The sequence below is a fragment of the Nitrospinota bacterium genome, from assembly GCA_016208975.1.
GTDB lineage: Bacteria > Nitrospinota_A > UBA7883 > UBA7883 > JACRLM01 > JACQXA01.
Genome location: JACQXA010000004.1, coordinates 1514720 through 1541423, shown reverse-complemented (window position 1 = coordinate 1541423; position 26704 = coordinate 1514720). Strand labels below are relative to the sequence as shown.

General features: G+C 58.4%; 21 protein-coding genes. 12 read left to right on the top strand and 9 right to left on the bottom strand.

The features are described from left to right. Window positions 1-10 precede the first annotated feature (10 nt). Window positions 11-3595 (top strand): hypothetical protein, encoded by a 3585-nt coding sequence (locus tag HY751_11110; GenBank protein MBI4666942.1) that lies wholly within the window; start codon window positions 11-13, stop codon window positions 3593-3595. Further along, window positions 3592-4044, top strand: a complete 453-nt coding sequence (locus HY751_11105; GenBank protein MBI4666941.1) for a GIY-YIG nuclease family protein — start codon at window positions 3592-3594, stop codon at window positions 4042-4044. The genes HY751_11110 and HY751_11105 overlap by 4 nt, the downstream gene beginning before the upstream one ends. On the opposite strand, the gene lpxB is transcribed toward HY751_11105, so the two are convergent. Then, window positions 4021-5217 carry a lipid-A-disaccharide synthase gene (gene lpxB / locus HY751_11100; protein ID MBI4666940.1) on the bottom strand — a complete coding sequence of 399 codons (1197 nt, stop codon included), beginning with the start codon at window positions 5215-5217 and terminating at the stop codon, window positions 4021-4023. The two genes, HY751_11105 and lpxB, sit on opposite strands and share 24 nt — an antisense overlap. Further along, on the bottom strand, window positions 5193-5897 hold the full coding sequence (locus tag HY751_11095; protein MBI4666939.1) for a polyprenol monophosphomannose synthase: 705 nt from the start codon (window positions 5895-5897) through the stop codon (window positions 5193-5195). The genes lpxB and HY751_11095 overlap by 25 nt, the downstream gene beginning before the upstream one ends. A 186-nt stretch (window positions 5898-6083) precedes the next feature. On the opposite strand from HY751_11095, the gene HY751_11090 reads away from it, so the two are divergent. From HY751_11090 to HY751_11075, 4 genes are read left to right on the top strand one after another with little or no spacing between them, the layout of a single operon-like run. Then, complete coding sequence (locus tag HY751_11090; GenBank protein ID MBI4666938.1) at window positions 6084-7124, top strand: galactose-1-phosphate uridylyltransferase; 1041 nt, start codon at window positions 6084-6086, stop codon at window positions 7122-7124. Then, window positions 7121-8617, top strand: coding sequence for a glycogen synthase GlgA (gene glgA, locus HY751_11085; GenBank protein ID MBI4666937.1), 1497 nt, complete (start codon window positions 7121-7123; stop codon window positions 8615-8617). The genes HY751_11090 and glgA overlap by 4 nt, the downstream gene beginning before the upstream one ends. Next, a complete protein-coding gene (locus HY751_11080; GenBank protein MBI4666936.1) occupies window positions 8614-11046 on the top strand; it encodes a GAF domain-containing protein in 2433 nt (810 codons plus the stop codon). Before glgA ends, HY751_11080 begins: the two co-directional genes overlap by 4 nt. An 18-nt stretch (window positions 11047-11064) precedes the next feature. Further along, complete coding sequence (locus HY751_11075) at window positions 11065-11451, top strand: response regulator (protein ID MBI4666935.1); 387 nt, start codon at window positions 11065-11067, stop codon at window positions 11449-11451. Window positions 11452-11463: 12 nt separating this feature from the next. Here the strand turns inward: HY751_11075 and mutL are convergent, their stop codons facing one another. The 3 genes from mutL to HY751_11060 form a co-directional block, all read right to left on the bottom strand. Beyond that, on the bottom strand, window positions 11464-13299 hold the full coding sequence (gene mutL / locus HY751_11070) for a DNA mismatch repair endonuclease MutL (protein MBI4666934.1): 1836 nt from the start codon (window positions 13297-13299) through the stop codon (window positions 11464-11466). A 60-nt stretch (window positions 13300-13359) separates the two neighbouring features. After that, window positions 13360-15726 (bottom strand): vitamin B12-dependent ribonucleotide reductase, encoded by a 2367-nt coding sequence (locus HY751_11065; protein ID MBI4666933.1) that lies wholly within the window; start codon window positions 15724-15726, stop codon window positions 13360-13362. A gap of 314 nt (window positions 15727-16040) precedes the next feature. After that, window positions 16041-16385 (bottom strand): hypothetical protein, encoded by a 345-nt coding sequence (locus tag HY751_11060; GenBank protein MBI4666932.1) that lies wholly within the window; start codon window positions 16383-16385, stop codon window positions 16041-16043. Window positions 16386-17004: 619 nt separating this feature from the next. On the opposite strand from HY751_11060, the gene HY751_11055 reads away from it, so the two are divergent. The 4 genes from HY751_11055 to HY751_11040 all read left to right on the top strand — a co-directional run bounded on the left by HY751_11055 (window position 17005) and on the right by HY751_11040 (window position 23300). Next, window positions 17005-19074: a glycine--tRNA ligase subunit beta gene (locus HY751_11055; protein ID MBI4666931.1), complete on the top strand. Its 2070-nt coding sequence runs from the start codon at window positions 17005-17007 to the stop codon at window positions 19072-19074. Window positions 19075-19155: 81 nt separating this feature from the next. Continuing rightward, entirely contained in the window at window positions 19156-21948 is a 2793-nt protein-coding gene (locus HY751_11050; protein ID MBI4666930.1) for a pyruvate, phosphate dikinase, read from the top strand. A gap of 179 nt (window positions 21949-22127) precedes the next feature. Further along, entirely contained in the window at window positions 22128-22514 is a 387-nt protein-coding gene (locus HY751_11045) for a prepilin-type N-terminal cleavage/methylation domain-containing protein (GenBank protein MBI4666929.1), read from the top strand. A 240-nt stretch (window positions 22515-22754) separates the two neighbouring features. Continuing rightward, window positions 22755-23300, top strand: coding sequence for a hypothetical protein (locus HY751_11040; protein MBI4666928.1), 546 nt, complete (start codon window positions 22755-22757; stop codon window positions 23298-23300). Between the two features lie 88 nt (window positions 23301-23388). Here the strand turns inward: HY751_11040 and HY751_11035 are convergent, their stop codons facing one another. The 3 genes from HY751_11035 to HY751_11025 form a co-directional block, all read right to left on the bottom strand. Next, on the bottom strand, window positions 23389-23835 hold the full coding sequence (locus tag HY751_11035) for a hypothetical protein (protein ID MBI4666927.1): 447 nt from the start codon (window positions 23833-23835) through the stop codon (window positions 23389-23391). Next, entirely contained in the window at window positions 23835-24494 is a 660-nt protein-coding gene (locus HY751_11030) for a hypothetical protein (GenBank protein ID MBI4666926.1), read from the bottom strand. Before HY751_11030 ends, HY751_11035 begins: the two co-directional genes overlap by 1 nt. Before the next feature lie 91 nt (window positions 24495-24585). Beyond that, a complete protein-coding gene (locus HY751_11025) occupies window positions 24586-24729 on the bottom strand; it encodes a hypothetical protein (protein ID MBI4666925.1) in 144 nt (47 codons plus the stop codon). A gap of 291 nt (window positions 24730-25020) precedes the next feature. On the opposite strand from HY751_11025, the gene bamD reads away from it, so the two are divergent. Further along, window positions 25021-25779, top strand: coding sequence for an outer membrane protein assembly factor BamD (bamD, locus tag HY751_11020; protein ID MBI4666924.1), 759 nt, complete (start codon window positions 25021-25023; stop codon window positions 25777-25779). 15 nt (window positions 25780-25794) lie between these two features. Beyond that, window positions 25795-26328 carry a DJ-1/PfpI family protein gene (locus HY751_11015; protein MBI4666923.1) on the top strand — a complete coding sequence of 178 codons (534 nt, stop codon included), beginning with the start codon at window positions 25795-25797 and terminating at the stop codon, window positions 26326-26328. A gap of 77 nt (window positions 26329-26405) precedes the next feature. Here the strand turns inward: HY751_11015 and HY751_11010 are convergent, their stop codons facing one another. After that, entirely contained in the window at window positions 26406-26615 is a 210-nt protein-coding gene (locus HY751_11010) for a hypothetical protein (GenBank protein ID MBI4666922.1), read from the bottom strand. Between the last annotated feature and the right edge of the window lie 89 nt (window positions 26616-26704).

Here is a 26704-nt window from a genome sequence, read left to right as displayed (position 1 = left end):
TGCGGCGGGTTTGTTCATCCTGCTTCTGGCGGCGGACTGGCTATATAACTACTGGCTGAAACATGGCGACGTAAAAGGCGCCTCCATTTACCTCATGGAAGCGTTCACAGGCGGGCGGGCGGAAATAGAATCGGCCCAAACTTCCGGTGACGGCGGCATAATCCTCAAGGGGATAAAAATTCAAACGCCGGATGGTGGTTTTTCCGCTGAGAGGGTTTCAGCGCGGCTGGAATTGGGGTCGCTGTTCATTGGGAAGGTATCTGTACCAGAGGTTTCCATCATCAGCCCGTCCGTAATGATGGCTGTGCAACCAGCCCGTTCCCCTGCGGTATCCGCTACGGTGGAGCCGGAGCCTATGTACGTCCACGCCCCATCCATGCGGCTCCCGTTCGTTCTGGAACTGGGACCGGTGAAGGTTGATGACCTTTCCATCGAGAGGCTGTATCCACAGGAACGCCTGAAATTGTCCGGCATCCACCTTTCGGCCAAGGGTACAGTGGGGCCGTCCGGCTCGAACCTGATTTTTTCCGCTGTCACGGCGGACGACGCATGGCTCGCCCGGGAACGGCCCGGCGGCCAGACCAGGGTAATCCCCCGCCTGATATTCAACGCCTCGATCCAGGAGTCAGGGGAAATGGCGGCCAGGGCTGATATGGACATGGTTTCCAAAACCGTGAAGGACAAAAGGGAGCTGGCCCCCACCCACATGAAGATGGCCATGCGGGCCACCGGAGAGCTTAACGGCCTGCCCTCCGGCAAGGCGGATTTTGTGATGGCCCTAGACGGAGAACAGGCGCTGGACATCTCCGTGGAGGCCAGTGAAAAGGAAAACGGGCTGGCCTTCGCCGTTACCACCAGGAAATTCAAGCTAAATCTGGACCGGCTCCTTCGGGTAATGGCCATGCGGGCAGGCAAGGTAAACGGCCAGGCGGACGTTTCCACGCTGGAGGTGAAAGGTTTCCTGCCAGGCGGTGACGCGCGGAAGGCGGAGATACTGATGTCCGCCGATGGGCATCTGCGGCTATATTACGCTGATGTAGCTGGGGCCGTCCTGCCTGAGGGTGGGAGGATGGAGGTGAAGTTCAAGGACCTCAAACTGTCCGAAACCGGTTACACCGGGGCTTTGAGGATCAGCATGGCCATCCCCAAGCTGGAGAAGGACGAGATAGCCATGACTGGCGCCTTCGCCAAACTGGAAGGCTCACTCGGGGATAAACAAACCGGCGCCCAGGGAATGATGGACATGAACATGTTCATCGCCGGAGTAAAACAGGGCGCTCTTAGGCTGGACGGTGTGAAACTTACCCTGCATTCCCTGGGGGATTTTTTAAAGGGGGACCTTTCGGATGTCCAGCTGGCCTATGCCGCCCAGGACGGCTCCTCGATGCGGGTGGGCGGCTCCGTGTCCGGCTATGGGGCCAGGGGGATAAAGGCCAAAGGGGAGATTTACGCACCCATCGAGAAGTGGGGCGAGTGGGTGTTGAAAGAAACACCATACAACATTTCGTCCGGCCGGATAGCCGCTGGCTTCACCATAGAGGGCCCCACCGGCGCGGCGGCTGAGGATCCCGCCATAATGTTCGCCGGTAACGCGGCGCTAATCAAACTTTCGATGGACATGCAGGACGGTTCATCATCGCTCACCGGGGGCGGAGGGACGCTCCGGTTTAACGGCAAAATAGGCAAAGGGTGGGGAATAACCCGGTACTGGTCGCAAACGGCGCTCCAGGCGGAGTCCATAGAAATCGCGGACTCTTTCAGGGCGGCGCCGGTCACCCTTTCGCTGGGAATGTCCACCTGGGCGCAGGATCCGGGAACCAGGAAAACCGACTTCTCCCTGAGCGTAAAGGCCGACAGGGTGGCCGCCGCCGGTAGCAAGAAAGAGGAGTTCCGGGATTTCCCCGCCACATTCGACCTTATCGCCACAGCCGGACCGGGCAAGGATTCTTACACCATCAAAACCCTTTTGGCGCGGCTGGGCGCTTCCACGGCCCAGGCCGAGGGGATTTATGACGGAGGGAAAAGCCAGTTCAAAGGCGACCTGACAGGGACTTCGCTGGACCTTAAGACCATCTATAAAATCACCCCTCCATGGTTGAGACAGGCCATGGGAATACAGCGGATGGGCGGAACGCTGTCGTTCCACGCGGCGGGAGAAGGGACGCTCCCGGAGTCCATGAAGAGCGTCGGTAAAACGCTACCCTTCGAGCTTTCGGGGAAAATGAAGATACAGGACGGTTCTTTATTGTCCAAGGCCCGGGGGCTGGAGGTGGACGGGGCCACCGGCTGGATGGACTTCGACCTTGGCAAAGACCGGGCGCGAATAATGGCCGATATCGCCGCGAAAAGATATGTGGACAAGGACTTTATGGGGGATTCGGCCGGCCCCTCGTCGTTTAACGTGGACATGACTCTATCGGCGCCGGGGAAACTTGGCGTAAAAAAATTCATTTTCAACGCGCCACAGATGGGACTTTACCAGTCGCTCAAGGGAACGGCTACGGGCGCAGGTTACAACAGCCTGATAAAACTTTGGGACAACCCCATTGCGGCGATCCCTGAGATCTCGATAAATATAGAGAGCCAAACCTCGGTAAAAGCCGCAAAACAAACCAGCTTTTTACCCCTCGGGGGAGTAACGGGGGCTTTCAGCGCGGACCTTTCTTTAAAAAGCGTGGCGCGCAAAAGCCTGGCTGTTTCCGGCATGACGGAATTCAAGGACTTTACGTTGGAAGATGAAGGCCGGTTGATAGTAGAAAAACTAAACGGACGCGTCCCCTTCTCTAAAAAGTTCGCTCTCGTTTACAAAGACAACACATCCCCCGCCATGGCGGCGGAGCCGGTGAAGCCAAGTGGTAAGGATAGCCCCGCCCCCGCCAACAGCCCGGCGAAAGAAAACCTGACGGCGGAGTTTTTAAGTTTCGGTCCGCTGGCGCTGAAAAACCTGGCGTTCGACGTGGCCTTCAAGGAAACCCGCCTTTCGGTGGATCATTTCAAAGCCCGGGCCATGGGCGGGAACATGGCCGGTTCGCTTCATATCCGGGGCGAAGGGGACGGCTACGCCCTTAGGACGCGGGACACTTTCGCAGGGCTGAATTTCTCCCGCCTTCTGCCCCCGGCTTTCCGCCTTTCCGGCCACGAGGCGGAAGTGGACGGGGTGGTGGAGCTTGGATTAAGCGTTCCGGGCGGTTACGGTCTTGAAGAGCCGGTCATTTCCCGGATGGACACCCACATGGTGTTCACCCGCATTGGAGCGAAAGCTTTCGACAATCTCTTGACGTTCCTGGACCCGGAAGGGCGCTCCCCTCAAGTGGCGAGCGCCAGGGCCATGCTCAAATTCGCCACTCCGGAGCGGGTGGAAATAACCGCCAGGAGCGGGGAACTGTCGATCACCGCAAGCCTCCGGTACGCCCAGCAAGCGGGCGGGAAAGGTGTTCCCTTGAAAGTAATGGAAGGGGAACCCATTCACAAGCTGGCCCATATATCCCACATCCAGATGGAGTTGGCCAAGCTTGGGCCGGTTATAAGACTTATGCGTTTTGTGGGGAGCGGCGCCCTGGAGCCTTCGGCGGATGGCGGGTTTTCCCCGAGATGACCGGTTCCGGGCTGTACGCCATCGTAATCCATCTGGCCCGGCCCAAGCGCGTTACGGTGGGAAAGCTTGGGGTTTTCATGTTCCCCGCCGGGGTTTACGTTTACACCGGTAGCGCCATTAAAAATCTCGAAAGCCGGGTTTCCCGCCATCGCAAAAAGATAAAAACCCTGCGGTGGCACATAGACTATCTGCGGGAAAACTCTTCATGGGCAGGCGCGGTGGTTTTCCCGGGGATGAAAGAAGAGTGCGCCCTTGCGGCGCGGATTTTTAAGGCCGCGGGCGGGGCAACCATCTGCAAGGGATTTGGCTCTTCAGATTGCCATTGCGAAAGCCACCTGGCGTTTTCCGGCATGGGAAGCGGGCGGACATTGGAGGTGTTGGAGCGATTGCCCGGCGCGGCCCCATGGGCGCCGCCACGGGGCCGGTCAGCTCTCTTTGAGCCTGCGTAGAAAATCCGTAATCACCAAAGCCGCGCGCCCCGCCGCGCCGGGTTCGCCGAGCATGGGCCGGATGCCCCGGAGTGTTTCCCGCATATTTTCCCGCAGGGCCGGATCCAGGAGGTAAGGGATAACGGCGCCCGCCAGGTTCTGCGGCGTGGCGTCCCCCTGAAGCAGTTCCGGCGCCACCTGTTTGCCCGCGATTATGTTCGGCAGGCCCACTATATTCGTGTGGCTCAAGGATTTTGCCAGAACGTACGAAAGCATGTCCGTCTTGTAAACGATAACCATCGGAACCCCGGCCAGGGCGGCCTGCAGGGTCGAAGTGCCGGATTTGCATATAAGGAAATCGCACGCGTTCATAACCTCCCAGGTGGCTCCCTGGACAACCTGGGGCTCTTCCCCCATCTCCCGGGCAATCTTCATAATATCCGCGGGAGCAAGCGACGATGCGCATGGTATCACCACTTTCACCGGTTTGCGGGTGCGGATTATCCTCACCGCCGAAAGCATCAGCGGCAGAATCCGCTCCACCTCTCCATGGCGCGAGCCGGGCACGAGCCCCAGCAGAATCTCGTCACCTTTGGCGCCGAACCTGTTCCTTAACCCGGCCCGGTCCAGGTTGAAGTCCAGCTCGTCCAGCATCGGGTGCCCCAGGAACCGGGCGTTGATGCCTCTGCCCTTGTAGAACTCCTCCTCGAACGGGAAGAGCACGAACATGGAATCCACATATTTTTTCACAGCCCTAAGCCGGTAACGGCGCCAGGCCCAGAACTGGGGGCACACGTAATAAAACACCGGCGTGCCGGATTTGTCCGCCGCTTTGGCCACCCGCAGGTTGAAGTCCGGGAAATCCACCAATACCACCGCATCGTATTCTCCGGACGCCACGCGGGCCTTGATGTCGTTCAGCGCCTTGATGAACACGCCCATCTTCCCCATGGCCGAAGCCAGCCCCACCGAAGACAGGTCGGCTATGTCGTACAGGGTTTTCACCCCGGCGGCGCGGGCCTTGGCTCCCCCCACCCCCTCTATGGCCACTCCCTCGATGAGCCTATAAAGCTCCGCGCACAACCTTCCCGCGTAAACGTCGCCAGACTCCTCGCCAGCCACAACAAGGATTTTCCTGGCCATGGGCCTCAAAAACACCGGCGACCTCATCACACCGTCAGGCGTATCTGCCATACCCTGTAAATGGCCTCCAGAAATATCTTCCACGACATTTTAGACTTGCCCCCTGCCCTGTCGGTGAAAACGATGGGGATCTCTTTAATCCGCAGTCCCTTCTTGTGGGCGCGGTAGGTCATCTCTATCTGGAACGAATAGCCTTCAGACCTTACGTCGTCCAGGTTTATGGCCTCAAGGGCCGTCCTGCGGAAACATTTAAAGCCCCCGGTAAGGTCGTGATAGGGGACGGACAGGATCATCCGCGAATAGAGGCTCCCGCCGATGGATATGAGCTTTCTTGTGACGGGCCAGTTTTCAACCCCGCCCCCTTCCACATACCGGGAGCCCAACGCCAGGTCGGCCTCCTCGATGGCTTTTAGGAACCTGGGCAGATAGGCCGGGTTGTGGGAAAAGTCGGCGTCCATCTCGAACACCACGTCATACCCTTCCGCCAGGGCGTATTTAAACCCGGCGATGTACGCGCTTCCAAGGCCAAGCTTCCCCGCCCTTTTCAAAAGCTTCACGCGAGGGTCGCCCGCCATGATATTTTCCACCAGACCAGAGGTGCCGTCGGGAGAATTGTCGTCCACCACCAATATGTGGGCGGCCGGAACCTCCCCATGGATTGCCCGCAGGAGGTTTTCGATGTTCTCCATCTCGTTATAGGTCGGGATGATGATTAAAACTTTTTGCTCCATAATCCACGCATGGCCTGGGCCGAAGGGCCGACAATAAAGCGCTCATTCTAATGTAACCTTGGGATATGGGCAATGATGGTGAATACGGGAGCGCCACCCAAGCCCTTTTTTGACCCGATGCGGGGCAGGGACGGACACCCTTTCTGTTGACATCGGAGACGCCAAAAACTACGATTCACTCCAGCGATGGGAGAAGACAAAAGCGGGACGGGCGGAGAGAACCGCATAAGGCTGGACCGGGTCACCTGCCGCCAGGTGGTGGTGGCCGAGGAACGGCGCTTGAGGCCCATGCCCCGGTTGCGCGTCCCGGAGGTGGATGATCAGGAGCCTTGCCCGTTTTGCGAAGGCCGGGAAGAAATGACCCCACCTGAGACCTTCGCCCACCGGGCGCCAGGCTCGCGTCCCAACGCGCCGGGCTGGAGGCTGAGAGTGGTTCCGAATAAATTCCCGGCGTTCGCCGGGGAAATGGAAAGACGGCCCGCTGGAGATTCCCCCGGATGGGCGGAAAGCTCCTCGTCGCCGGGCATTAGCGAGGTTATAATAGAGACTCCCGATCACAAGGGGGTGTTTTCATTGATGACGGAGGGGGAAATGGACGGTTTTTTCCGCGCCATCCGCTCCAGGATAGCGGCGTTTGGCCGGGCGGCGTCTGTCGCTTGGCCGGTTTTCTTTAAAAATCACGGGGCTATGGCGGGCGCGTCTCTTTCCCACCCGCACTCCCAGGTCATGGGGGTCCCGGTGACGCCAGGGAATATGGAAGATCAACTGTCCGCGGCCAGCGCCCACTTTAGCCATACGGGCCAGTGCGCCTTCTGCGCGGAGGCTTCCGGCGTGGCGGCGCAAGGCGGGAGGCTGGTGGCCGAAGAGGGCGGTTTTGCCCACGTGGCGCCTTACGTTTCACGGTTCGCCTACGAAACATGGATATTGCCGAAAAAACACATGTCAGCTTTTGAAGATATGGCCGATGAGGACACGCTCAGCCTGGCGAGGCTGGTTAAAAAGGCCGCAGGAAAACTGGACGGGGTTTTCGGCCGGCCGCCTTTCAACATGATATTGATCACCGCGCCATACCGGCATGCGCTCCGGGAACATTTCCATTGGCGGCTGGAGATTTTCCCCGTATTGGGAAGGATGGCCGGGTTTGAATGGGGGGCCGGAATGAACATAAACACGGTTTCACCGGAGACCGCCGCCCGGGTGTTAGCGGAGGGCGCCCCCCTGAAATGAGCATCTCCCGCAAGACCGCAAAACCTCTCACGGTGGCCTTCGCCGTTTCAGAAGCGGCGCCTTTCGCCAAAACCGGCGGCCTGGCCGACGTGGGCGGCGCCCTGCCCCATGCCCTGGCGGAACTGGGTCACGATGTCCACCTGTTCATGCCCCTTTACAGGCAGGTGGATCGCCGCGCGGCTGGCGTCACATCCAAAGGGATTCCCCTGAATGTCCCCATCTCCGCCAGGGTACCCTCCGGAAAGGCCTACACCGTCCGGCGAAACGGGCTTACGGTGCATTTCATCGAACAGGCCGCTTATTTCGACCGGGACCACCTTTACAACACCCCAGGCGGTGATTACGCCGACAACTGTGAGCGGTTCGTCTTTTTTTGCCGGGGTGTATTGGAGGCCCTGCGCGCCCTCAAGATCCGGCCCGACGTGATCCACGCCCACGACTGGCAGACCGCCCTCATCCCGGTGTACCTCAAAACCCTTTACAAAGACGATCCCGTGGTGGGTGGGGTCCCATCGGTTTTCACCATCCACAACCTTGGGTTCCAGGGGGTTTTCTGGCATCTGGACTGGCATCTTACGGGCCTGCCGTGGGGGCTGTACACCTCCGGAGCGCTGGAGTTCTACGGAAAAATAAACCTGATGAAAGGCGCCCTGCTTTTTTCGGACATCATCTCCACCGTCTCCGGAACCTACGCCTCCGAGATAAAGACCAGGGAGCATGGATGGGGGCTGGAAGGCGTTTTGAAAGACCGCTCCGCGGACCTGTACGGAGTGTTGAACGGGATAGACACCGACGCGTGGAATCCCGCCACGGACCAGCTCATACCCGCCAATTTTTCCGTCAGGAACCTTGAGGGGAAGAAAAAGTGCAAACAGGCCCTGATGGCCGAGATGGGATTCAATCCCTGTGAAGCCCCGGTGATTGGCGTTGTGTCGCGGCTGGTGGAGCAGAAGGGGATGGACATCCTGGCGGAGATGGCCGACGGCCTGCTGGACAACGACGTGCGGCTGGTGGCGCTGGGAACGGGGTCGCCCAGGTTCGAGGAATTCTTCCGGGGCCTGGCCGCCAGAAGGCCGGACCGGGCGGCCTGCATAGTGGGGTACGACGAGACGCTGGCCCACAGGATAGAGGCCGGGGCGGACATTTTCCTTATGCCCTCCCGTTACGAGCCCTGCGGGCTCAACCAGTTATACTCCTTGCGGTACGGAACCGCCCCTGTGGTGAGGGCCACCGGCGGGCTCAACGACACCATCCGGGAATTCAACCCCGCCACCGGGGATGGCAACGGGTTCAAGTTTCACGAGCCGACCCCTCACGCCCTTTACTGGAAAACCGTGGAGGCCATTACCCTCCTGAAGAACCGTCCCGGCGAGTGGGAGAAAATGATCAGGCAGGGTATGAAGGAAGACCATTCCTGGTCAAAATCCGCCAGGAGCTACCAGTCGCTTTACCGCCAGGCCCGGGCCCGGGCCGGAGGGGGTTTTAACCTGTGAAGAACCTTGGCGAGAATTTCATAAACGAACTTTCGGGCATCACCCTGGCCCGGCTCTACCTCACCAACATGCTCGACCAGATAGCGGACACGGCCCAACGCTATCTTAAAGGGGACGCTTCGGCCATCCTGCTCCTGGACGAGGAGGGGCGCACCCTGTCGCTGAAAGCCAGCCGGGGCCTAAGCGAGGAGGCGGTGAATTCCATCCGCGTCCCCAAGGGAAGGGGCCTGAGCTGGAAAATAGTGAGGGAACGTCGCCCCGTGGCCGTAAGCGACGTATGGAGCGATCCGGACTTCTACTACATCCCGGAGTCGGGGGAGGCCAAATTCAAAAGCCTGTTGGGCTCTCCCATCATAGACGGGGACGACTGCCTGGGCGCCATATACATCCAGAACATCGAGCCCCGGGAGTACACGCAGGAAGATATGGCCAACCTGGTGAGGGTTGCCCAGGCGGTGGCCGGAGCCATCCGCGCCCGGTGGTTCCTGGAGCGCTCCCAGGAAAAAGTAAGGGCCCTCTCGGAGATAAACGACCTTGGCAGGCTCATAAACTCCACCGATGATCCCCACGAAATGGCCAGGCTGGCGGCCAAGTACGCCGCCTCGCTTACCGGGGCCAGGACCCAGCTTGTGTGGCTTGTGTCTCCCGGGGGGGAACTGGTGGAACAACATATCCCCGAAGGGCCTGGGGACCAGTGGTATCTAAAGCCGGTGAGGGATAGCCTGGTAAGGCAGGTCATGGAAACCCGCCATCTTATAAGGATTGACGATATCGAAGCCCAAACCGGGTACGAGGGTTTGAACCGGGTGGCCCTCCGGTCTCTCATCTGTCTCCCCATGAGCTACCAGGAGACCACGCTGGGAGTGGCCCTCATAGCCGACCGGGTGACGGGCTCCGGCTATCTTGCCCCCTTTTCCGCCGAGGAGGTGGCATCCCTCACCGAGGTGGCCCGCACCGCCGCCCACGGGCTTTTCAGGGCCAGGACCCGTTTCCAGCTCCAGGAAGCTTTGGACGTCAACCGGCAAAACGTAAAAGAGCTTTCGATCCTCTTCCAGATATCCACCGCCATGCAACGGGTCATAGACCTGGACGACCTTCTGCGGGTGATCCTCTCCTGCGTCACCGTGGGGCAGGGGCTGGGTTTCAACCGGGCCATCCTTTTCCTGGCCAACGAAAACAACAACACCCTCCAGGGGATGATGGGGATGGGCCCCTCCTCCCCCGACGAGGCCGGAAGGACATGGTCCAACATAGAATCCCAGTTTATCCAGGGCCAGGACCTTATCCAGTGGATCTTGAGCCGCGACCCCCAGGAAATACTCAGCTCCCCCTTCAACCACCTGGCCCGCTCCCTCCGGGCCCCGATGGACGGTGATAACGCCCTGGCCATGGCGGTGGGAAAACGTGAAGCCGTCAACATCCACGGTTACGACGCCATGACTTTTGAGGACCGGGAATTCAGCCGCCTTTTGGGATGCGACCGGTTCGCCGTGGCGCCGCTTCTGGCCCATGACAGGACGCTGGGCGTCATCCTGGTGGATAACATGTATAACGGCAAACCCATAACCGATTCCGACCTTGCGCTCCTAACCCGGTTCTCGGCCCCGGCGGCCTGGGCCATAAGCAACGTTAAACTGCTGGATGCCCTGTCGGCGATAAACAAAGAGCTGGTGACGCTGGAAAGCAGGCTGGCCCAGGTGGAGCGCATGTCGTCGCTGGGGGAAATATCCTCGGAACTGGCCCACGAAATAAAAAATCCCCTGATGACCATAGGGGGGTTCGCCCGCAGGATCCTTGCCCAGTCCACTACCACCAAGATAGACGTAAAAAAGTACGCCGGGATAATCATGCGGGAAGTGGAGCGGCTGGAAGGGCTTTTGAGGGACACCCTGGACGCCACCAAGGGTTTCGCCGGTAGCAGGAAAAATGTGGATTTAAACCAGATCATCCGCGAAAGCATCGAGCTGTACTGGCGGAAAATGGCCGAGGAGCGCATAAAAGCCGAACTGGACTTGAGCCACGAGCTAAAAGAGGTCTTCTGCGATCCGGCCCAAATGAAACAGCTTTTCATAAACCTGATCCTAAACTCCATTGAGGCCATGGCCTGCGACCGGCACCCCAGGATCGCCAAGAGGCTGAAGATAACCACCAGCCTCGTCCAGGCCGAGGGGGGTGAAATGGCGCGTATCGGACTGGCCGACACCGGCGGAGGAATACCCCCGAGGGATTTGAACGAGATTTTCAATCCCTTCTTCACCTCCAAACCCGGCGGAACGGGGCTGGGGCTGTCACTATGCAAGAAAATCACCCGCCTTCACGGGGGAAGTTTGGAAATTGACAACCGTCCGGGGGATGGGGTAACTTTTACAATTACCCTGCCTAGAAACGGGGCCAATAAAGGCTCCGGGGCGGATGAGGCTGAGCTTTAAATTACGGAACGCTGAAAATTGAACAAGATTAAGATACTCGTCGTGGACGACGAAGAGAACATACGCCTGCTGTACCGCGAGGAACTGGCCGAGGCCGGGTATGAAGTGGAAACCGCCCGGGACGCCATGGACGCGGACAGGAAAATCCCCGGTTTCAAACCAGACCTGATAACGCTGGACATCAAGATGCCAGGCATGGACGGGCTGGAATACCTGCGCAAATTCCGGGAAAAGGACAAGGAAACCCCCGTGGTCCTTTGCACCGCCTACGCCGATTACAAGAAAGACTTCAAGGTGTGGGCCTCGGAGGCTTACGTGGTGAAGTCGTTCAACCTCGACCAGCTCAAGTCCACCATCCGCGAAGTGCTCGAGCGCACCGGTAGGGCAAAGCCCGGGGAAAACTAGAAGCTCACCGCGCTATTTGCGCAGGAACAGCTTCAACAGGTCTTCCTGGGTGATGGATAGCGCCACGGGCCGCCCGTGGGGGCAGGTGTAAGGCAGGGCGCAATCTTTCAGCTGGGCCACCAGGGCTTCCATTTCCCTCGGATCAAGCCTCTGCCCGGCTTTCACGGCGCCCCGGCAGGCCATGATGTTTATGGCTTCTTCGGCCACCCGGTCCAAACCGCCTTCCCGCCCCACGGCGATAGAGCTTACAACGCCCACCGCCACCGCAGACAGGTCTTTGCCCATAAGGATTGAGGGGGCGGAACGGATGGCGAAAGTGTCCCCGCCGAATTCCTCCAAAACAAACCCGAGCCTATCGAAGATCTCGCGGCTTTCAGCGGCTATCCGGGCGTCGCTCCTGGAAAAACGGACCTCCGCGGGAAAAAGAAGGTCCTGGGACTCTATCCGCCCTTCCCGGTATTTCCTGGTGAGCCGCTCGTGCAGGATGCGCTCGTGGGCTGTATGCTGATCCAGCAGAAGAAGTTGCCCCCCGGCCTCCTCCACCAGGATGAAAGTTTTGAACACCTGCCCCACCACGGAAAACTCCCGGGGCGCGCCGCCTGTAAACATTTTTAACGCGGCGGCCACATCTCTTGAGTCTGGCGTTTGGGGGGTCAACCCCCGTTCCACCGGGGCTTCCATCGCCGCCACGGGTTCGGCGAAAGCGGGCCGGTGAACCATGGGCGGAGGGCTGTTAAAATGTGGCGCCCAGCCGTGAGCGGGCCCATTGGCGGCTGATGGAGCGGCGGCGGCCGGAGCCGGAGCCTCTCCTCCCCTGTTCCCGGCCATAAGGGCCTCCAGTATGGCCCCTTTCACCAGGCTTACCACCGCCCTGCCGTCCACGAACCGGGCTTCCAGCTTGGCCGGGTGGACGTTCACATCCACCATCCCTCCGGGCATGTCCAGGAACAGGAAGGCCATGGGCCTCAAACCTTTCGGGGCCAGCGAGTGGAACCCCTCGTTCACCGCCAGGTTCACCAGCCGGTCCCGGACGAACCTGCCGTTGATGTACACATACTGCGCCTCGCCGGAGGATTTGTAATAGCCGGGCCGGGAGACAAACCCGGACACCCTCATGCCGAAAGCCTCCCGGCGCACCGGCATCAGCCGCTCTTCCATCCCGTCGCCGAAAAGCGAGGCGATCCTGCCCAAAAGGCCCTCACCTGCGCCACCCGGCTCCGTCTCGAACACGGGCCTGCCATCGCGGATGAATGTAAAACCGGCCCCCGGCCGGGCCAGCGCCTGCCGGATGACCACTTCCTCCACGCTTGTGGACTCGGTCTGCTCCGACCGCAGGAATTTCCGCCGCGCCGGGACGTTTAAAAAAAGGTCCCTCACCTGGATCCTGGTCCCTTTTATGGGGGCGCTGTCCCGGACTTCCTTTAAAACCCCTCCCTCGATGACTATCTCCGAGCCCGCCGAAGCGCCCCCCCGGGCGGTGGAAAGCGTCACCCGGCTCACGGAGGCTATGGAAGGCAGGGCTTCGCCCCGGAAACCCAGGGTTGTTACGCATTGCAGGTCGGCGGCGTCGCGGATTTTTGATGTGGCGTGGCGCTCGAAGGCCATCATGGCGTCGTCCCGGCCCATCCCCCAACCGTCGTCCACCACTTCGATGAAGGATTTGCCCCCATGGCGGATGGAAACGTAAACCCGCCGCGCGCCAGCGTCCAGCGAGTTTTCCACCAGCTCCTTCACCACCGACGAGGGACGCTCCACCACCTCTCCGGCGGCTATCTGGTTGGCCACCGTGTCCGGGAGGATTCTTACAGCGCAGGACGTTTGCGATACAACCGGCGGCGCGATCTCCATAAGGGCCTCCCAAAAAAAGCCCGGCCCTTCAGGGCCGGACGATTTAGATGAACAACAGGCTCAACACTTGGAATACCCGCAATCCGGGTTGGAGCACAGCAGGCACCCCTCGGTGAAGTTCAGGGGGTAGCCGCAGTCCGGGCAGGCGCCCACGGCAACCGTTGGGGCGTCGCCCATATCAGGCTTGGCCGGAACGGATTTGGCCGGGCTGGCGGAGCCATGGGCTTCGGCCTTCTGCGCCGCGCCATTCATCTTCCGCCAGTTATTGATGGCCTTGCCTATGGCGTCGGCGCAGGAGAGTATCCGCTCGTTGTTGTCCCACGAGGGCTGGTGGCAGGAGATGCCCGAAAGCTGGGCGCGGATTTCCTCCAGGTCTATCCCGGCCCGCAAAGCCAGGGACACCAGCCTGCCGATGGATTCGGTCTGCGAGGCGGCGCACCCGCCGGCTTTCCCCAGCTGGGTGAAAAGCTCCAGCGCCCGGCCGCTTTCGTCCTGGTTCAAGGTGACGTACATGCTACCGCAACCTGTGTGGATCCTCTGGGTGGAGCCCAGCACGATCTTGGGCCGGGGGCGCACGGACAGTTTGACTTTCTCCTGGGCCTTGCCCGGCTCCTTGCCCTTGTCATAGGTTGCGCCGGTGGAAAGCACCTGCTCGTCCCTGGAGCCGTCGCGGTAGATGGTGACCCCCTTGCAACCCAAATGGTAGGCCAGCATATAGACCTTGCTCACGTCGTCCACCGTGGCGGAGTTGCCGAAGTTGACGGTTTTCGAAACGGCGTTGTCGGTGTGACGCTGGAACGACGCCTGCATCCGCACATGCCATTCCGGCGTGATGCCGTGGGCCGTCACGAACACCTTGCGGACATCCTCGGGCATCTCCTCCATGTCCTCTATATGGCCGTGGTAGGCCACCTTCTCCATAAGCTCCTTGCTGTAAAAACCGCGCTTGTGGGCCGCTTCCTCGAATATGGGGTTCACCTCCACCAGCTTGTCCTTGTCCATCACCGTGCGGATGAACGACAGGGCGAACAACGGCTCTATCCCGGAAGAAACCCCGGCGATGATGCTGATGGTGCCGGTGGGGGCGATGGTGGTGGTGGTGGCGTTGCGCAGTTTGGGCGCGCCGGGCTTGTCGTAGGCGGAACCCATAAAATTCGGGAACGCCCCGCGCCGCGCCGCCAGTTCCGCCGAGGCCGCCTTGGACTCCGCGTTCAAGATGCGCATAACCTCGTCGGCCAGTTGCACGGCCCGCTCGGAATTGTAGGGGACCCCCATTTTTATAAGCATGTCCGCCCACCCCATAACGCCCAGGCCTATCTTGCGGTTGGCCTTGGTCATTTTATCTATCTTGTCGAGCGGGTACTGGTTCATGTCTATGACGTTGTCCAGGAACCGCACCGCCACATGGGTGACCCTTCTCAGCTTCTCCAGATCCAGCTCGTTGTCCGCGTTAAGCATGCGGGCCAGGTTTATGGAGCCCAGGTTGCAGGACTCGTAAGGAAGCAGTGGCTGTTCGCCGCAAGGGTTGGTGGACTCCATCTCCCCCACCTGGGGCGTGGGGTTGGCGCGGTTTATCCGGTCGATGAAAATAATCCCCGGGTCGCCATTGAGCCAGGCGGATTTCACTATCTTGTCGAACACCATCCGGGCGTTGAGCTTGCCGATGGGCTGGCCGTTGTGGGGGGCGATAAGGTCGTAATCTTTCCCCTCCTCCACGGCGCGCATGAAAGCGTCTGTGATGGTGACGGAAATATTAAAGTTGTTAAAACCCTTGTTGTCGCTCTTGCAGTCTATAAACTCCAGGATGTCCGGATGGTCCACCCTCAAAATGCCCATGTTGGCGCCGCGCCGGGTGCCGCCCTGTTTGACGGACTCGGTGGCCGCGTCGAACACTTTCATAAAAGAGACCGGGCCGGAAGAAACCCCGGAAGTGGTCTTTACCCGGCTACCCTTGGGGCGCAGGCGGGAAAATGAGAAACCCGTGCCGCCGCCGGATTTGTGGATGAGCGCCGTGTCCCGCACCGCGTCGAATATGGACTCCATGGAGTCCTCCACCGGTAGCACGAAACATGCGGATAACTGTTGCAGTTCCCGGCCCGCGTTCATGAGGGTGGGGGAGTTGGGCAGAAACTCCAGCCGGGCCATGAGGCCGTAAAACCCATCCTCCGCCAATGACACGTCTTCCACCGAGCCATAGCGGGCCTCGGCCTGGGCTATGTTCTTGGCCACCCGGCGGAGCATCTGGGCCGGGGTCTCCACCAACTCGCCGTTCTCGTCTTTTTTAAGATACCGCCGCTCCAGCACGCGGATGGCGTTTTCGGAAATATAGTCTTCGGGCACAGGCGGCTCCCCGCCGGATTCTCTCAAATAATCCAACCCCGTTTTCTTAACGTCGGTCAGCTCGATGGAACCGGTAGAACCGCTCATGGACATAATAAGCCCCTCCCTCATGACATCATTTTGCTGATTACTATGTATATATAAGTAAACATCTTACAACCTGTTTGGAGCTATTGGAAAAAGTCTGTCACCAAAGCCCCCGTACTTTGCTCCCCCTGATGCGGACATCTTCAAGCCAGAACCATGTGGCGCGACATTCGCCTCATGTTTCTACATCCTGTAGTGTCCAGCTACATACTAGGCCACCATATGTTGTACGTCAACAAATTTTTCTAAACAGTCTTTCCACAGCTTTTCCCCATATGGGTTTTCATCACATCTTCAATTAATCCAAGCCTCCTTCATAAATCCAACACAACTAATATAATCCATTTTCGTTTTAATTTCGATACTAAATTATAGCTCATTTGTGAAAGCATAGATGCAATGCTAAAGCTTAGTTGCGCCATAGCTATTGACATATTTGAATCAATTTGTAGTTGGGCTAGCTGAGTGTCAAGGTCAGCCTGCGCTTGGGCCGCATCTGTTGTAGCATCAGCAACTACTTGCGCCGCATCTACTGCAGAAGTATCGCCTGCATATTCAGTAATATTAATTGTGGGCGCAGGTCTAGTTCCAGTTTGCCCACGATCTGGATTATCTTGCGAATCATCTGGGCGTGTAATACTAGTAATTAAGCTTCCCATAATTTATTAATACCTAAATTAACTTACTGATAACAAAATGTTACGGTTTTGCTCCACGCGAAAATTTGCCAGTTCCAACAAATTTAGCAAATTCTCTAAGCGTTGTTTCTCTGCCTTAGTTGTGACAAGAAAAACATGATCCCCTTCAAAGCACGATAAATCAGATTTTAGGCAAGCAAGATAATTGAAAATTAGGTGGTGTCCCAGTTTGAATCTCAAATAATAGACAGATCCTTCACTTCGCTTGCGCTTCGCTCAGGATGACAATGTTATCGACGGCTTTTATATTGTCATTCTGAGCGTAAGTGAAGAATCTCCCCTGTAATTTCAAACTGAGACACTACCGAAAATTTATTTTTCCCTTTACGGTTGTGGATATAGAAATATTTTTCCTGGGCCCGGCTTTATTCAACAGGAAAAAAAGCGTGGTTTATTTTCCTTATGAACAGGCATTTCCAGCCTCAAAACATACTGAATTAAAATCATTGTTCGCGGACTGTCTGGTATAATTTCCCGCAAGCCGGGCAGGCGCATAAACCCTGCTCTAAAGCAATCGCCCTTCGTCCGGCCCCGGTGGTTTCTTGCGCCTTTTAAATTTTGGATTGATAACAACGCTTTCATGAGCGAATTTCTTTACGAGATCGGAGTTGAAGAGCTTCCGGCAGGTTATGTCCGCCCGGCGGTAGAAGCTTTAAAAACAGCTGTATTGGCCCATCTGGAGGGGCTTGGCATACCATATGGCGATGCGCAGACCTACGCCACTCCCAGAAGGCTTGCCATATCCATCAAAGACATTCCGGACCGTCGGCCGCAACGGCTGGTAAAACAGTATGGGCCTCCGGCGAAAGCGGCGTTCGACTCGGGCGGTTCGCTGACCAAGGCGGGTTACGGTTTCGCCAAGTCCAAGGGGGTGGAGCCTGAATCCATCCGCGTGGAGAACACCGGCAAGGGTGAATACATATACGTGGAGGTGGAAGAGGGGGGCGAGAAGGTGGCCGGGTCGCTGGCCTCGGCCCTGCCGAAAATAACCCTGGGCCTGCCCTTCCCCAAGTCCATGGTCTGGGGCGCCGGGGAGGCCCGGTTCGCCAGGCCCATCCGCTGGATCGTCATGCTTTTCGACGGGCAGGTTGTGCCCATGGAAGTGGCGGGAATATGGTCCGGCCCGTCCACCCGGGGGCACAGGTTCCTGGGGGACCAGGAAATACAGGTATCCGGCCGGGAAGATTACCTGCGAAAACTGAAAGAAAACCACGTCCTGGCCGACAGCGATGAGCGGCGGGAGGCCATCGTGGCCAACGCCACCGCCCAGGCGGCGTTACATGGCGCCCAGCTTGTGGGGGACGATGAGCTTTTGGGAGTGGTGACGTTCCTGACCGAATGGCCCGTGCCGTTGTGGGGGCAGTTCGACCACGAGTTTCTGGCCCTGCCCGAAGAGCTTCTCATAGCCTCCATGAAAGCCCATCAAAAAATGTTCGCCGCGCGGGGCCTTGACGGAAAACTTACGAACGGATTCATAGGCGTCTCCAACACCCATACGCCCGACGACTCGGTGGTAACCGCCGGTTACCGGCGGGTGTTGAGGGCCAGGCTGGCCGACGCCAAGTTCTTCCTCGACGAAGACCGCAAGAAAACCCCGGACTATTTCAACGGCAAGCTGGCCCATGTGACTTACCAGAAAAAACTTGGAGTGATGTCCGAGAAGGTCGCGCGGGTCCGGGCCCTGTCGGCATGGCTGGCCGAGCGGGTCTGCCCTTCGGCCAAATCCGTGGCGGAGCGGGCGGCGGAGCTGTGCAAGTTCGACCTGGCCACCCAGATGGTTTATGAATTCCCGGAGCTCCAGGGGGTTATGGGGCGCGAGTACGCCCTTCATTCCGGGGAGAGCGCCGAGGTTTGCGCGGCCATTTACGAGCATTACCTGCCCAAAGGCATGGCAGACACATTACCGGCCACCCAGGCCGGGGCCGTGGTGGCGGTGGCCGACAAGATGGACACCCTGGCCGGTTGTTTCGGCGTGGGGCTCATACCCACCGGCGCGCAGGACCCTTTCGCCCTGCGGCGGAGCGCGCTGGGCGTCATCCAGATCCTTTTCCACCGGTTGCAGACGCCGGTGTCGCTAAAAGAGCTTACCTTTGAGGCGGCGCGCAATTACGGCGGCAAGCTGGAATCGGCGCCGGAAGAGGTAATCCCGAAGGTCATGGAATTTTTCTCCGGGCGGCTCAAGAACCTCTGGGTTTCCGGAGGCATCCCTTATGACGTGGCCGACGCCGTGCTGGCGGCCGGGTTTGACGACCTGTCGGGGGCCAACATGAAAGCCTATGCCATGGCCGAGCTAAAGAAGAGGGACTTTTTCGAGCCGCTGGCCATCACTTTCAAACGGGTGGCCAACATTACAAAAGGCCATGCCATAGGCCCCGTGAATGAAAAGCTGTTCGAAAAAGAGGTGGAGGGGCGTCTGCTGGCGGAAACCGGAGCGGCCCAGTCCGAAATAGCCCCTTTTACCGGACAGCGTGACTATCTGCCGGCACTGGAGCGCATAGCGGCCCTGCGGGGCGTGGTGGACACTTTTTTTGACGACGTGCTGGTGATGGCCGAGAACGAAGATGTCCGCCGGAACAGGCTGAACCTTCTTTGCGGGGTATCGGGCCTTTTCGGGGAGATAGTGGATTTTTCGAAGATAGTCTCGCCATAGGGGGCGGCGCCGGCGCCGTTGGCGCGGCGGGGTGTGAACGTTATTAAAGGAAAAAGGCCAGTTTTACTGAGGAGAAAGCCGATGCCTGCTAATAAAAAATATATCTATTTCTTCGGGACCGGCGGCGCCGAGGGAGCCGCCAGCATGAAAAACCTGCTGGGTGGCAAAGGGGCCAACCTGGCGGAGATGTGCAACCTGTCCGTCCCCGTGCCCGCAGGGTTCACCATTTCCACCGAGGCCTGCGTAAGCTATTTCACCAACGGCAACAAGTGGCCAGCCGGGCTGGACGCCGAAATGAAAAAGAACCTTGCCCGGCTTGAAAAGGTGATGGGCAAAAAGTTCGGCGACCCGAAGAACCCCCTGCTGGTGTCGGTGCGTTCCGGCGCCCGGGCCTCCATGCCTGGCATGATGGACACGGTGTTGAACCTGGGCCTCAACGACACAACCATCACCGGGCTCATCGAGAAAAACGGGGCCGACCGGTTCGCGTGGGACTCATACCGGCGGTTTATCACCATGTTCGGCGACGTGGTGCTCAACATCGACCGGATCAAGTTCGAGCGGCTTTTGGACAAGAGAAAAGAAGAGGTGGGCGCCATAGGGGACACCGACCTGGGGGTGGACTCGTTAAAGAAACTCGTGGCCGACTACAAGGAGCTTGTGCAAAAAGAGCGTGGCAGGCCTTTCCCGCAAGACCCGGTGGAACAGTTGAACATGTCCATCAACGCCGTGTTCAGTTCCTGGAACAACAAGCGCGCCCAGGAATACCGCAGGTTATACAACATCCCCGAATCATGGGGCACGGCGGTAAACGTGCAGGCGATGGTGTTCGGCAATATGGGAGAGAACTCCGGCACCGGAGTGGCCTTCACCCGTGACCCTTCCACCGGGGAGCGCCGGTTCTTCGGCGAGTTCCTTTTCAACGCCCAGGGGGAAGACGTGGTGGCGGGTATCCGCACGCCCCTTTCGGTGGAGCAGTTGGGGGACCGGGTCCCCAGCGCCAAGGCGGAGCTGGACCGGATATACAAGAAACTGGAAAAACACTACCGGGACATGCTCGACATAGAGTTCACCGTGGAGAACGGGATCCTTTACATGCTCCAGGCCAGGGTGGGCAAACGCACGGCGGAAGCGGCGGTGCGCATCGCCGTGGAGATGGTGAACGAGAAACTGATAACCAAAAATGAAGCGATCAACCGTGTCCACCCCGAACAGCTGGACCAGCTGTTGCACGAGACCATAGACCCCAAGGCGAAGGTGGAAGTGCTGGCCAAGGGGCTTCCGGCCTCGCCGGGGGCGGGCGTGGGCCGGGTGGTGTTCAACGCCGAGGAGGCCATCGAAATGGCCGGCAAGGGGGAGAAGGTGGTGCTGGTGCGGCAGGAAACCAGCCCCGAGGACATCGGCGGCATGAACGCCGCCCAGGGCATCCTCACCGCCACCGGCGGCATGACCTCCCACGCGGCGGTGGTGGCCCGGGGCATGGGCAAGTGTTGCGTGGCAGGGGTTGAGGCCATAAAAATATCGGAAGAGGCGGGGCTTTTCACCGTGGGCAACGTGGCGGTGAACCGGGGGGACTGGGTGACGCTGGACGGCTCCACGGGCCGGGTTATCCTTGGCAAGGCGCCGCTGGTGAAACCACAGCTTTCCAACGAGTACCGCACACTTATGGCTTGGGCCGACAACACGCGCAAACTGAACGTGCGCACCAATGCCGATACTCCGCACGACGCGCGCGTCGCCAGGGATTTCGGCGCCGAAGGCATCGGCCTTTGCCGCACCGAGCACATGTTCTTTGAGGGGGACCGGATAGTGGCCGTGCGGGAGATGATCCTGGCCACAGACGTCCAAGAGCGCCAGAAGGCCCTTAACAAGCTTCTGCCCATGCAGAAGAGCGATTTTGTGGGGATTTTCGAGGCGATGGAAGGATTGCCCGTAACCATCCGCCTGCTGGACCCGCCTCTACACGAGTTCCTGCCCAAGGACGACAACGATTTCGCCGCCCTGGCCAAGGACCTGAACGTCTCCGTGGTGGATTTGAAACACCGGGCCGGCATGCTCCACGAGTTCAACCCCATGCTGGGACATCGCGGATGCCGGCTGGGCATAACCTTCCCCGAGATTTACGACATGCAGGCCCGGGCCATTTTCGAGGCGGCCTGCCATCTGTCCAAACGGGGCCAGAAGGTGGCTCCGGAGATAATGATACCGCTGGTGGGGCACTTCAAGGAGCTTTCCATCTTGCGGGAGCGGGTGGAGAAGGTTGCGGCCCGGGTGATGAAGGAGACGGGGGTGAAGCTAAAGTACACCATCGGCACCATGATAGAGCTTCCCCGCGCCGCCGTGACAGCGGACCAGATAGCCGCCTACGCGGATTTCTTCTCTTTCGGAACAAACGACCTTACCCAGACAACCTTCGGTCTCTCCCGGGACGACTCTGGCCGGTTCCTGCCCCACTATGTGGTGGCCGGGATATTGCCGGAGGACCCGTTCGTGGCCATAGACCAGGAGGGCGTAGGCGAGATGATCCGCATCGGCGTAACCAAGGGACGCGCCACCAAGCCGGGCCTGAAAGTTGGCATATGCGGCGAGCATGGCGGTGAGCCTTCATCGGTGGAGTTCTGCCACCGGACAGGGTTCGATTATGTCTCCTGCTCCCCGTACCGGGTGCCGATAGCCAGATTGGCGGCGGCCCAGGCGGCGCTGAAAGACGCCGCGGCCAAAAAAGCCCCGGCTCCCCAGGTGAAGAAAGTCCCGGCCAGGAAAGCGGCGCCTAAAAAGGCCGCCGCCAAGCAAGCCGTAGCGCCGAAAAAAGCCGCTCCCAAAGCGGTTAAAAAGCCTGCGGCCAAAAAACCCGCCAGTAAAGGAAAGCGGTAGGTTTCCCCCGGCATTCAACATTGAATGGCGGCTCCGTCCGGGGCCGCCATTTTTGTTTGAGCGGAATAAAGAGTTCTTATCATTTTCAGCGGCAAAGGTTATAATCCACCTGTTCCCGCCCAGGCTCTTTACGGCGGGCGTTTTTCATTTGTTCAACCGGCTCGGCGACAAACTCGACCATGAAAAACAACGCAGGCTTCACCCTGATAGAGCTTATTACGGTGATAATCATCCTGGGCATTTTAAGCGCCGTGGCCATACCCAAATATATAGACCTGCAGGCCGAGGCGCGTTCCGCCACGGCCGACGGTGTGCTGGGCGCCGCCGCTTCGGCGTGCGCCGTCAATTACGCGGCTGTGCAAACTAAAACAGCCCCGCCTCCGGCCATCACCACCTGCGCGTTGCTAAACGGCGCTTTGTCCACTTCCGGGGTGTCCATCGCCGATGGGGCCACCGGGGAATGCTCTTTTACCATAGATGGTTCTGTTTACTCGCTCACCTTGACGGCGGAAACGGCGGCGGCTCCCTGTTCGGTGGCCAAGGTGACCGGCAAATGGCCGGGTTAACAATTGATTTGAAACCATGGATGCCATTTTAAATAATCCGCATTGAAGGATCCGGCAATGTTCGAACGGGATGACATTCCTGTCATGATTTCAGCTTTGATCATCCTGTCCGGCCCGGTCAGCATGGTTTACATATTCTTATTCAGTTAATGCGCCAGAAAAGGCGATTTACGCCGGCCCGGTGAATTCCCGGAGTTTGATCTGGCAAACACAAATTTTGAAGTTGGAGGTTTTATTGTCATGCGTGAATGGTCGTTAAGGGTTTTATTTGCGTTGGCTATGGTTTTCGCCCCGGCTTTAGTCCTGACAGGGTGCGGCGGGGGTGGCTCTTCATCCAGTTCAGATGGCTCCGATGACAACGGCTCGTCCGATTCAGGCGGGGAGTCAGATGGCGATTTTTCCCCAAACGACGGTAGCTCCGATAGCGAAAGCGGCGCTGGCGGCACATCCCACCGGGCGGGGCAGGACTGCTCATCCTCATCCTGCCACGGCTCATCGGGAATGGAGGCCGACAAACGCTTTGTTTACGCGGGAACTGTGTACAACGGGGCGGGTAGCGCCACCACCATCGGCGGCGCGATAGTGGTAATTACAGAAACCGGCGGGAACAGGATAGCCGTCACCACAGACCAGAGCGGGAATTTCTATACCCTCAGCGGGACCAGAGGAGCCACCTATACGGCGGCCATCCAGGGCAACGCCCTGAATATGGCGAGCCAGGGCTCCAACGGGTCGTGCAACTCTTGCCACAACAACACCGTTACGCTGACGTTGTACGTCAACTAACCGTTATCGCCAATAGAAAACCCCGTGAGGCTTACAGCTTCACGGGGTTCTTAATTTAAAGCGTCACATACAAAGATCGCCGTTACCGCTATGACCCGCCCACCCTTATGGTCAGCCCCAGCCAAACCTCGGCCTCGTGCGCCCGGGGATTGTCCTGGCCGGGATCCAGCCAGCCAAGCATGGCTCCGGCCCGTTGCAGGCTCATGTTTACCACCCGCACTGTTATGGCGTCATAGGCTTTATCGCTCAGGATGTCTTCATCCGCAGAATCCAAATTCACGGGATATGAAAAAACGAAACCCGGCTCCCGGTTTCCGGGTTTTTGTTCCGGAGCCGCGCTTTCGGCAAGATGACGCCAATCCGGCCCGGCATCGTCACTTCCGGAAGCTTTGAAACATGCCATGGTGGCTGTGGCGGGCTCCAGCAACGGATTATATTCATCGTGGCTGGCCGGTTTTTGCCCCGCGTGGCACACTCCGCCCAATGACAGGGCGCAAAGGGCCACTAACACCCCCTTGCCAAGAATCCGCGCCATCAGCCTCTTTTCCATCCGATAACGGCGCTCACCGATTTGCGTGGGATCATTATGTTGTACTCGGTAACCATTATGCCTATCCGGGCCGCCTCCGATAACCGGAGCACGTCCGGCTGGTGGTTCAGGCTCCAGTCCCCATAGCCTGGGGAAAACCGCATGGTGCGCCCATAGCCCGCCCGTTCGATTTCCCGGGCGATCCTGTCGTCCACCCGCTCGGCCATATAGTCACCCATCCAGCCGCCGATCATCTCTAAAATGAACGCGCCGGTTAGCTCCCCGGCTTTCTGCAGGCGTTCCACTTCCGCCTCCAGCCTGGGGCCGATGGTGGCCGCCATGAGGGTGGCGTAGTCGCACCCCGCCAAAAGTTTTACCATGTGGAGCCCTTGGAAAAGATCGCCGGTTTCCGGCCCGGCCACCATGTCTTTGCCGACACCGGACAACGCATAAGTCCTGAAAACGCCTTTTCCTTCTATAAGGGTATAGGCTTTTTCGATGGACCGTTTTATGGCGGCGGCCAGCGGTTTTTCCTCTATCTCAGCCACCGTTTTCGCGTGGGGCACTTTCATCTCACGCAAAACCCGGGTTTCGTCTATGGTGAAGGGGATGTTAGCCAGCACGGTGGCGTTTTTCAACGGAATCAGCTTTTCCGCGGTGTTCATAACTTTGCTCCTGTGGCAATGCCCTCTTTCACCACCATATTACATCCAAGCGCCAGGAAATCCCGGCAACTTTATGAATCCGTCCCGCCTGTCACAAGTAATAAGAGATTAACAGGAGAATAGCGGACTTTATCCCGAACGCCACCGCCACGGGGGTCAAGACAAAAAGAAGGGACAATTTGCCGTTCCACTCTTCATCGTCAAAAGGTTTCGCTGGGGACTTCAGCTTTTCCATTTAACACCCTCCTGCATAATTGACAGCCGGATAAAGGCCCACACACCACTTGAGGGAAAATGTAGCAATGCACATGCCTAAACCTGCGGCGCAACCCAATCAAAGGTTTAAAGGCCGACTGATTCCTGGCCAGCCTGCTTGTGGGCAAAAAGTGTCCTGAATCAGGGCGCTAGCTGTACCTTGCGGCATGGACATACGGCCAGACCCGGCGCGGCGAAAAATGTGGGGCAAACAGGAAATAAAAGGCTAGAATAAAGGCAATCTGACAACCGGAATTCTCGCAAGGTAACGATGAAAAAACACCCGGCCAAAAAGCTGGCGGCTTTATTGCTACTGTCGGCCCTGGCTTCATGTTCCAGCGCCCAACAGCTGGCCCAGCCAGAAGCTATAACCATAAACAAGGCCAACAACATGTATGCCCGGGAAAGGTTCTCCGAAGCGGCGGACAATTACCGCCGCTCTGTGGAGGAAAACCCGGACTCTCCTTATAGAAAACAGGCCCTGCTGGGTCTGGCCGACGCCCTCTACAAGGACAAGCAGTATTTCGAGGCGGTGCTTTATTACGAAAGGTTCCTGGAACTTTACCCGCTGGACACGGCCACCCCCAGGGCCTATTTCTACTACGCTATGGGCTACTACAGCGACACACACACCGCTGACCGGGATCAGAGCAACACTGTAAAAGCCACCGAGGCCCTGAACAGGTTCCTGGCAAAATACCCCAACCACCAGCTGGCGCCGCTGGCCCGGAAAATGAAAGGGGAAATGGATGTCCTGATCGTGGATTCCCGGATGGAGGTGGCCCGCCTTTATTACCGGCTGGAAAAAAACCAGGCGGCAATCGGCAGGTTGAAGGAATTTATCGAACAAAATCCCGGCGCCAAAGATGCGGAAGAGGCCATGTATATGCTAGGGGAATGTTATTACCGCGAACAGAATTTCCGGGAAGCGGCCGCCATTTTCACGCGGCTTATGGAAAAATATCCCGCTGGGGAGTTTTCAAAAACCGCCGCGGCCGTTGCGGGGGAAATCAAAATCAAGGGAAAATAGGCTAAGGAGGTCGTTATGGCTTCAACAGGCGCTAAAATCCTAATGGTAATCGCTCCCGAACAGTTCCGGGATGAAGAGCTGAACCATCCGCGCGAGGTTTTTAACGGGGCCGGGGCCCAGGTTACTGTGGCCTCAACGCGCACGGGCGTGGCCAACGGCAAGCTTGGCTATAAAGAGAACGTCTCCAAAACCCTGGACGACGTGGCCGGGGAAAACTTCGACGCGGTTGTGGTGGTGGGTGGCGGCGGATCGCACCAATACCTTTACAACAACAAACGGCTACACGACATCCTCCGCCGTCATCATGGCGCGGGGAAGGTGGTGGCGGCAATTTGCGTATCCGGCGGGGTGCTGGCCAACGCCGGGCTTTTGACGGGGGTGGACGCCACGGTGTGGAAATCCGACGAGACCATGAAAGCATACACGGATAACAAAGTGCATTTTGTGGACAAACCGGTGGTCCGGGCCGGGAAAATCGTCACCGCCAATGGGCCTTCGGCGGCCAGGGATTTCGGAAGGACTATTCTGGAGGCCCTTTCGGGCAAATGAAGCTTTAAGGCCGGTTTGGTTTGAGGTGTAACCCCCACGGCCAAAGGGCGCAACTCAATCCAAAGGAGGGTTGGCTATTAATTAAAACCCAGGGCCAGGGGGTTGGACAGGCTATCAGATAACCGTTCCTCCCGGGAAGCGGTGTATTGGTTCATGAACCCTCTCATGGCTTCCTGGGTTATTAGCCTCGCCTCGTCTTCACTGCCGGATATCCTTAAGGCTTCATCATAAAAGATGTTCAGTATCCCGACTAACATTCCCGCTTGCCGTTTCGTGGTTGCTGTCATAACGTCAATTCTCCTTTGCCCCATTACAAAGCAAAGCTGGCGCCATTTTTACCTTAGCCTTACAAAAAAACACAATGCGTTGTTTTACA

What these genes read in the sequence shown, in the direction of transcription:
- HY751_11090 (MBI4666938.1), top strand. Translation starts at nt 6,084, where the DNA reads ATGGGAGAAGACAAAAGCGGGACGGGCGGAGAGAACCGCATAAGGCTG.
- HY751_11035 (MBI4666927.1), bottom strand. Translation starts at nt 23,835, where the DNA reads ATGGCGCGGATTCTTGGCAAGGGGGTGTTAGTGGCCCTTTGCGCCCTG.
- mutL (MBI4666934.1), bottom strand. Translation starts at nt 13,299, where the DNA reads ATGGAGATCGCGCCGCCGGTTGTATCGCAAACGTCCTGCGCTGTAAGA.
- HY751_11030 (MBI4666926.1), bottom strand. Translation starts at nt 24,494, where the DNA reads ATGAACACCGCGGAAAAGCTGATTCCGTTGAAAAACGCCACCGTGCTG.
- HY751_11095 (MBI4666939.1), bottom strand. Translation starts at nt 5,897, where the DNA reads ATGGAGCAAAAAGTTTTAATCATCATCCCGACCTATAACGAGATGGAG.
- HY751_11040 (MBI4666928.1), top strand. Translation starts at nt 22,755, where the DNA reads ATGCGTGAATGGTCGTTAAGGGTTTTATTTGCGTTGGCTATGGTTTTC.
- glgA (MBI4666937.1), top strand. Translation starts at nt 7,121, where the DNA reads ATGAGCATCTCCCGCAAGACCGCAAAACCTCTCACGGTGGCCTTCGCC.
- lpxB (MBI4666940.1), bottom strand. Translation starts at nt 5,217, where the DNA reads ATGGCAGATACGCCTGACGGTGTGATGAGGTCGCCGGTGTTTTTGAGG.
- HY751_11025 (MBI4666925.1), bottom strand. Translation starts at nt 24,729, where the DNA reads ATGGAAAAGCTGAAGTCCCCAGCGAAACCTTTTGACGATGAAGAGTGG.
- HY751_11050 (MBI4666930.1), top strand. Translation starts at nt 19,156, where the DNA reads ATGCCTGCTAATAAAAAATATATCTATTTCTTCGGGACCGGCGGCGCC.
- bamD (MBI4666924.1), top strand. Translation starts at nt 25,021, where the DNA reads ATGAAAAAACACCCGGCCAAAAAGCTGGCGGCTTTATTGCTACTGTCG.
- HY751_11010 (MBI4666922.1), bottom strand. Translation starts at nt 26,615, where the DNA reads ATGACAGCAACCACGAAACGGCAAGCGGGAATGTTAGTCGGGATACTG.
- HY751_11055 (MBI4666931.1), top strand. Translation starts at nt 17,005, where the DNA reads ATGAGCGAATTTCTTTACGAGATCGGAGTTGAAGAGCTTCCGGCAGGT.
- HY751_11105 (MBI4666941.1), top strand. Translation starts at nt 3,592, where the DNA reads ATGACCGGTTCCGGGCTGTACGCCATCGTAATCCATCTGGCCCGGCCC.
- HY751_11045 (MBI4666929.1), top strand. Translation starts at nt 22,128, where the DNA reads ATGAAAAACAACGCAGGCTTCACCCTGATAGAGCTTATTACGGTGATA.
- HY751_11015 (MBI4666923.1), top strand. Translation starts at nt 25,795, where the DNA reads ATGGCTTCAACAGGCGCTAAAATCCTAATGGTAATCGCTCCCGAACAG.
- HY751_11060 (MBI4666932.1), bottom strand. Translation starts at nt 16,385, where the DNA reads ATGGGAAGCTTAATTACTAGTATTACACGCCCAGATGATTCGCAAGAT.
- HY751_11065 (MBI4666933.1), bottom strand. Translation starts at nt 15,726, where the DNA reads ATGAGCGGTTCTACCGGTTCCATCGAGCTGACCGACGTTAAGAAAACG.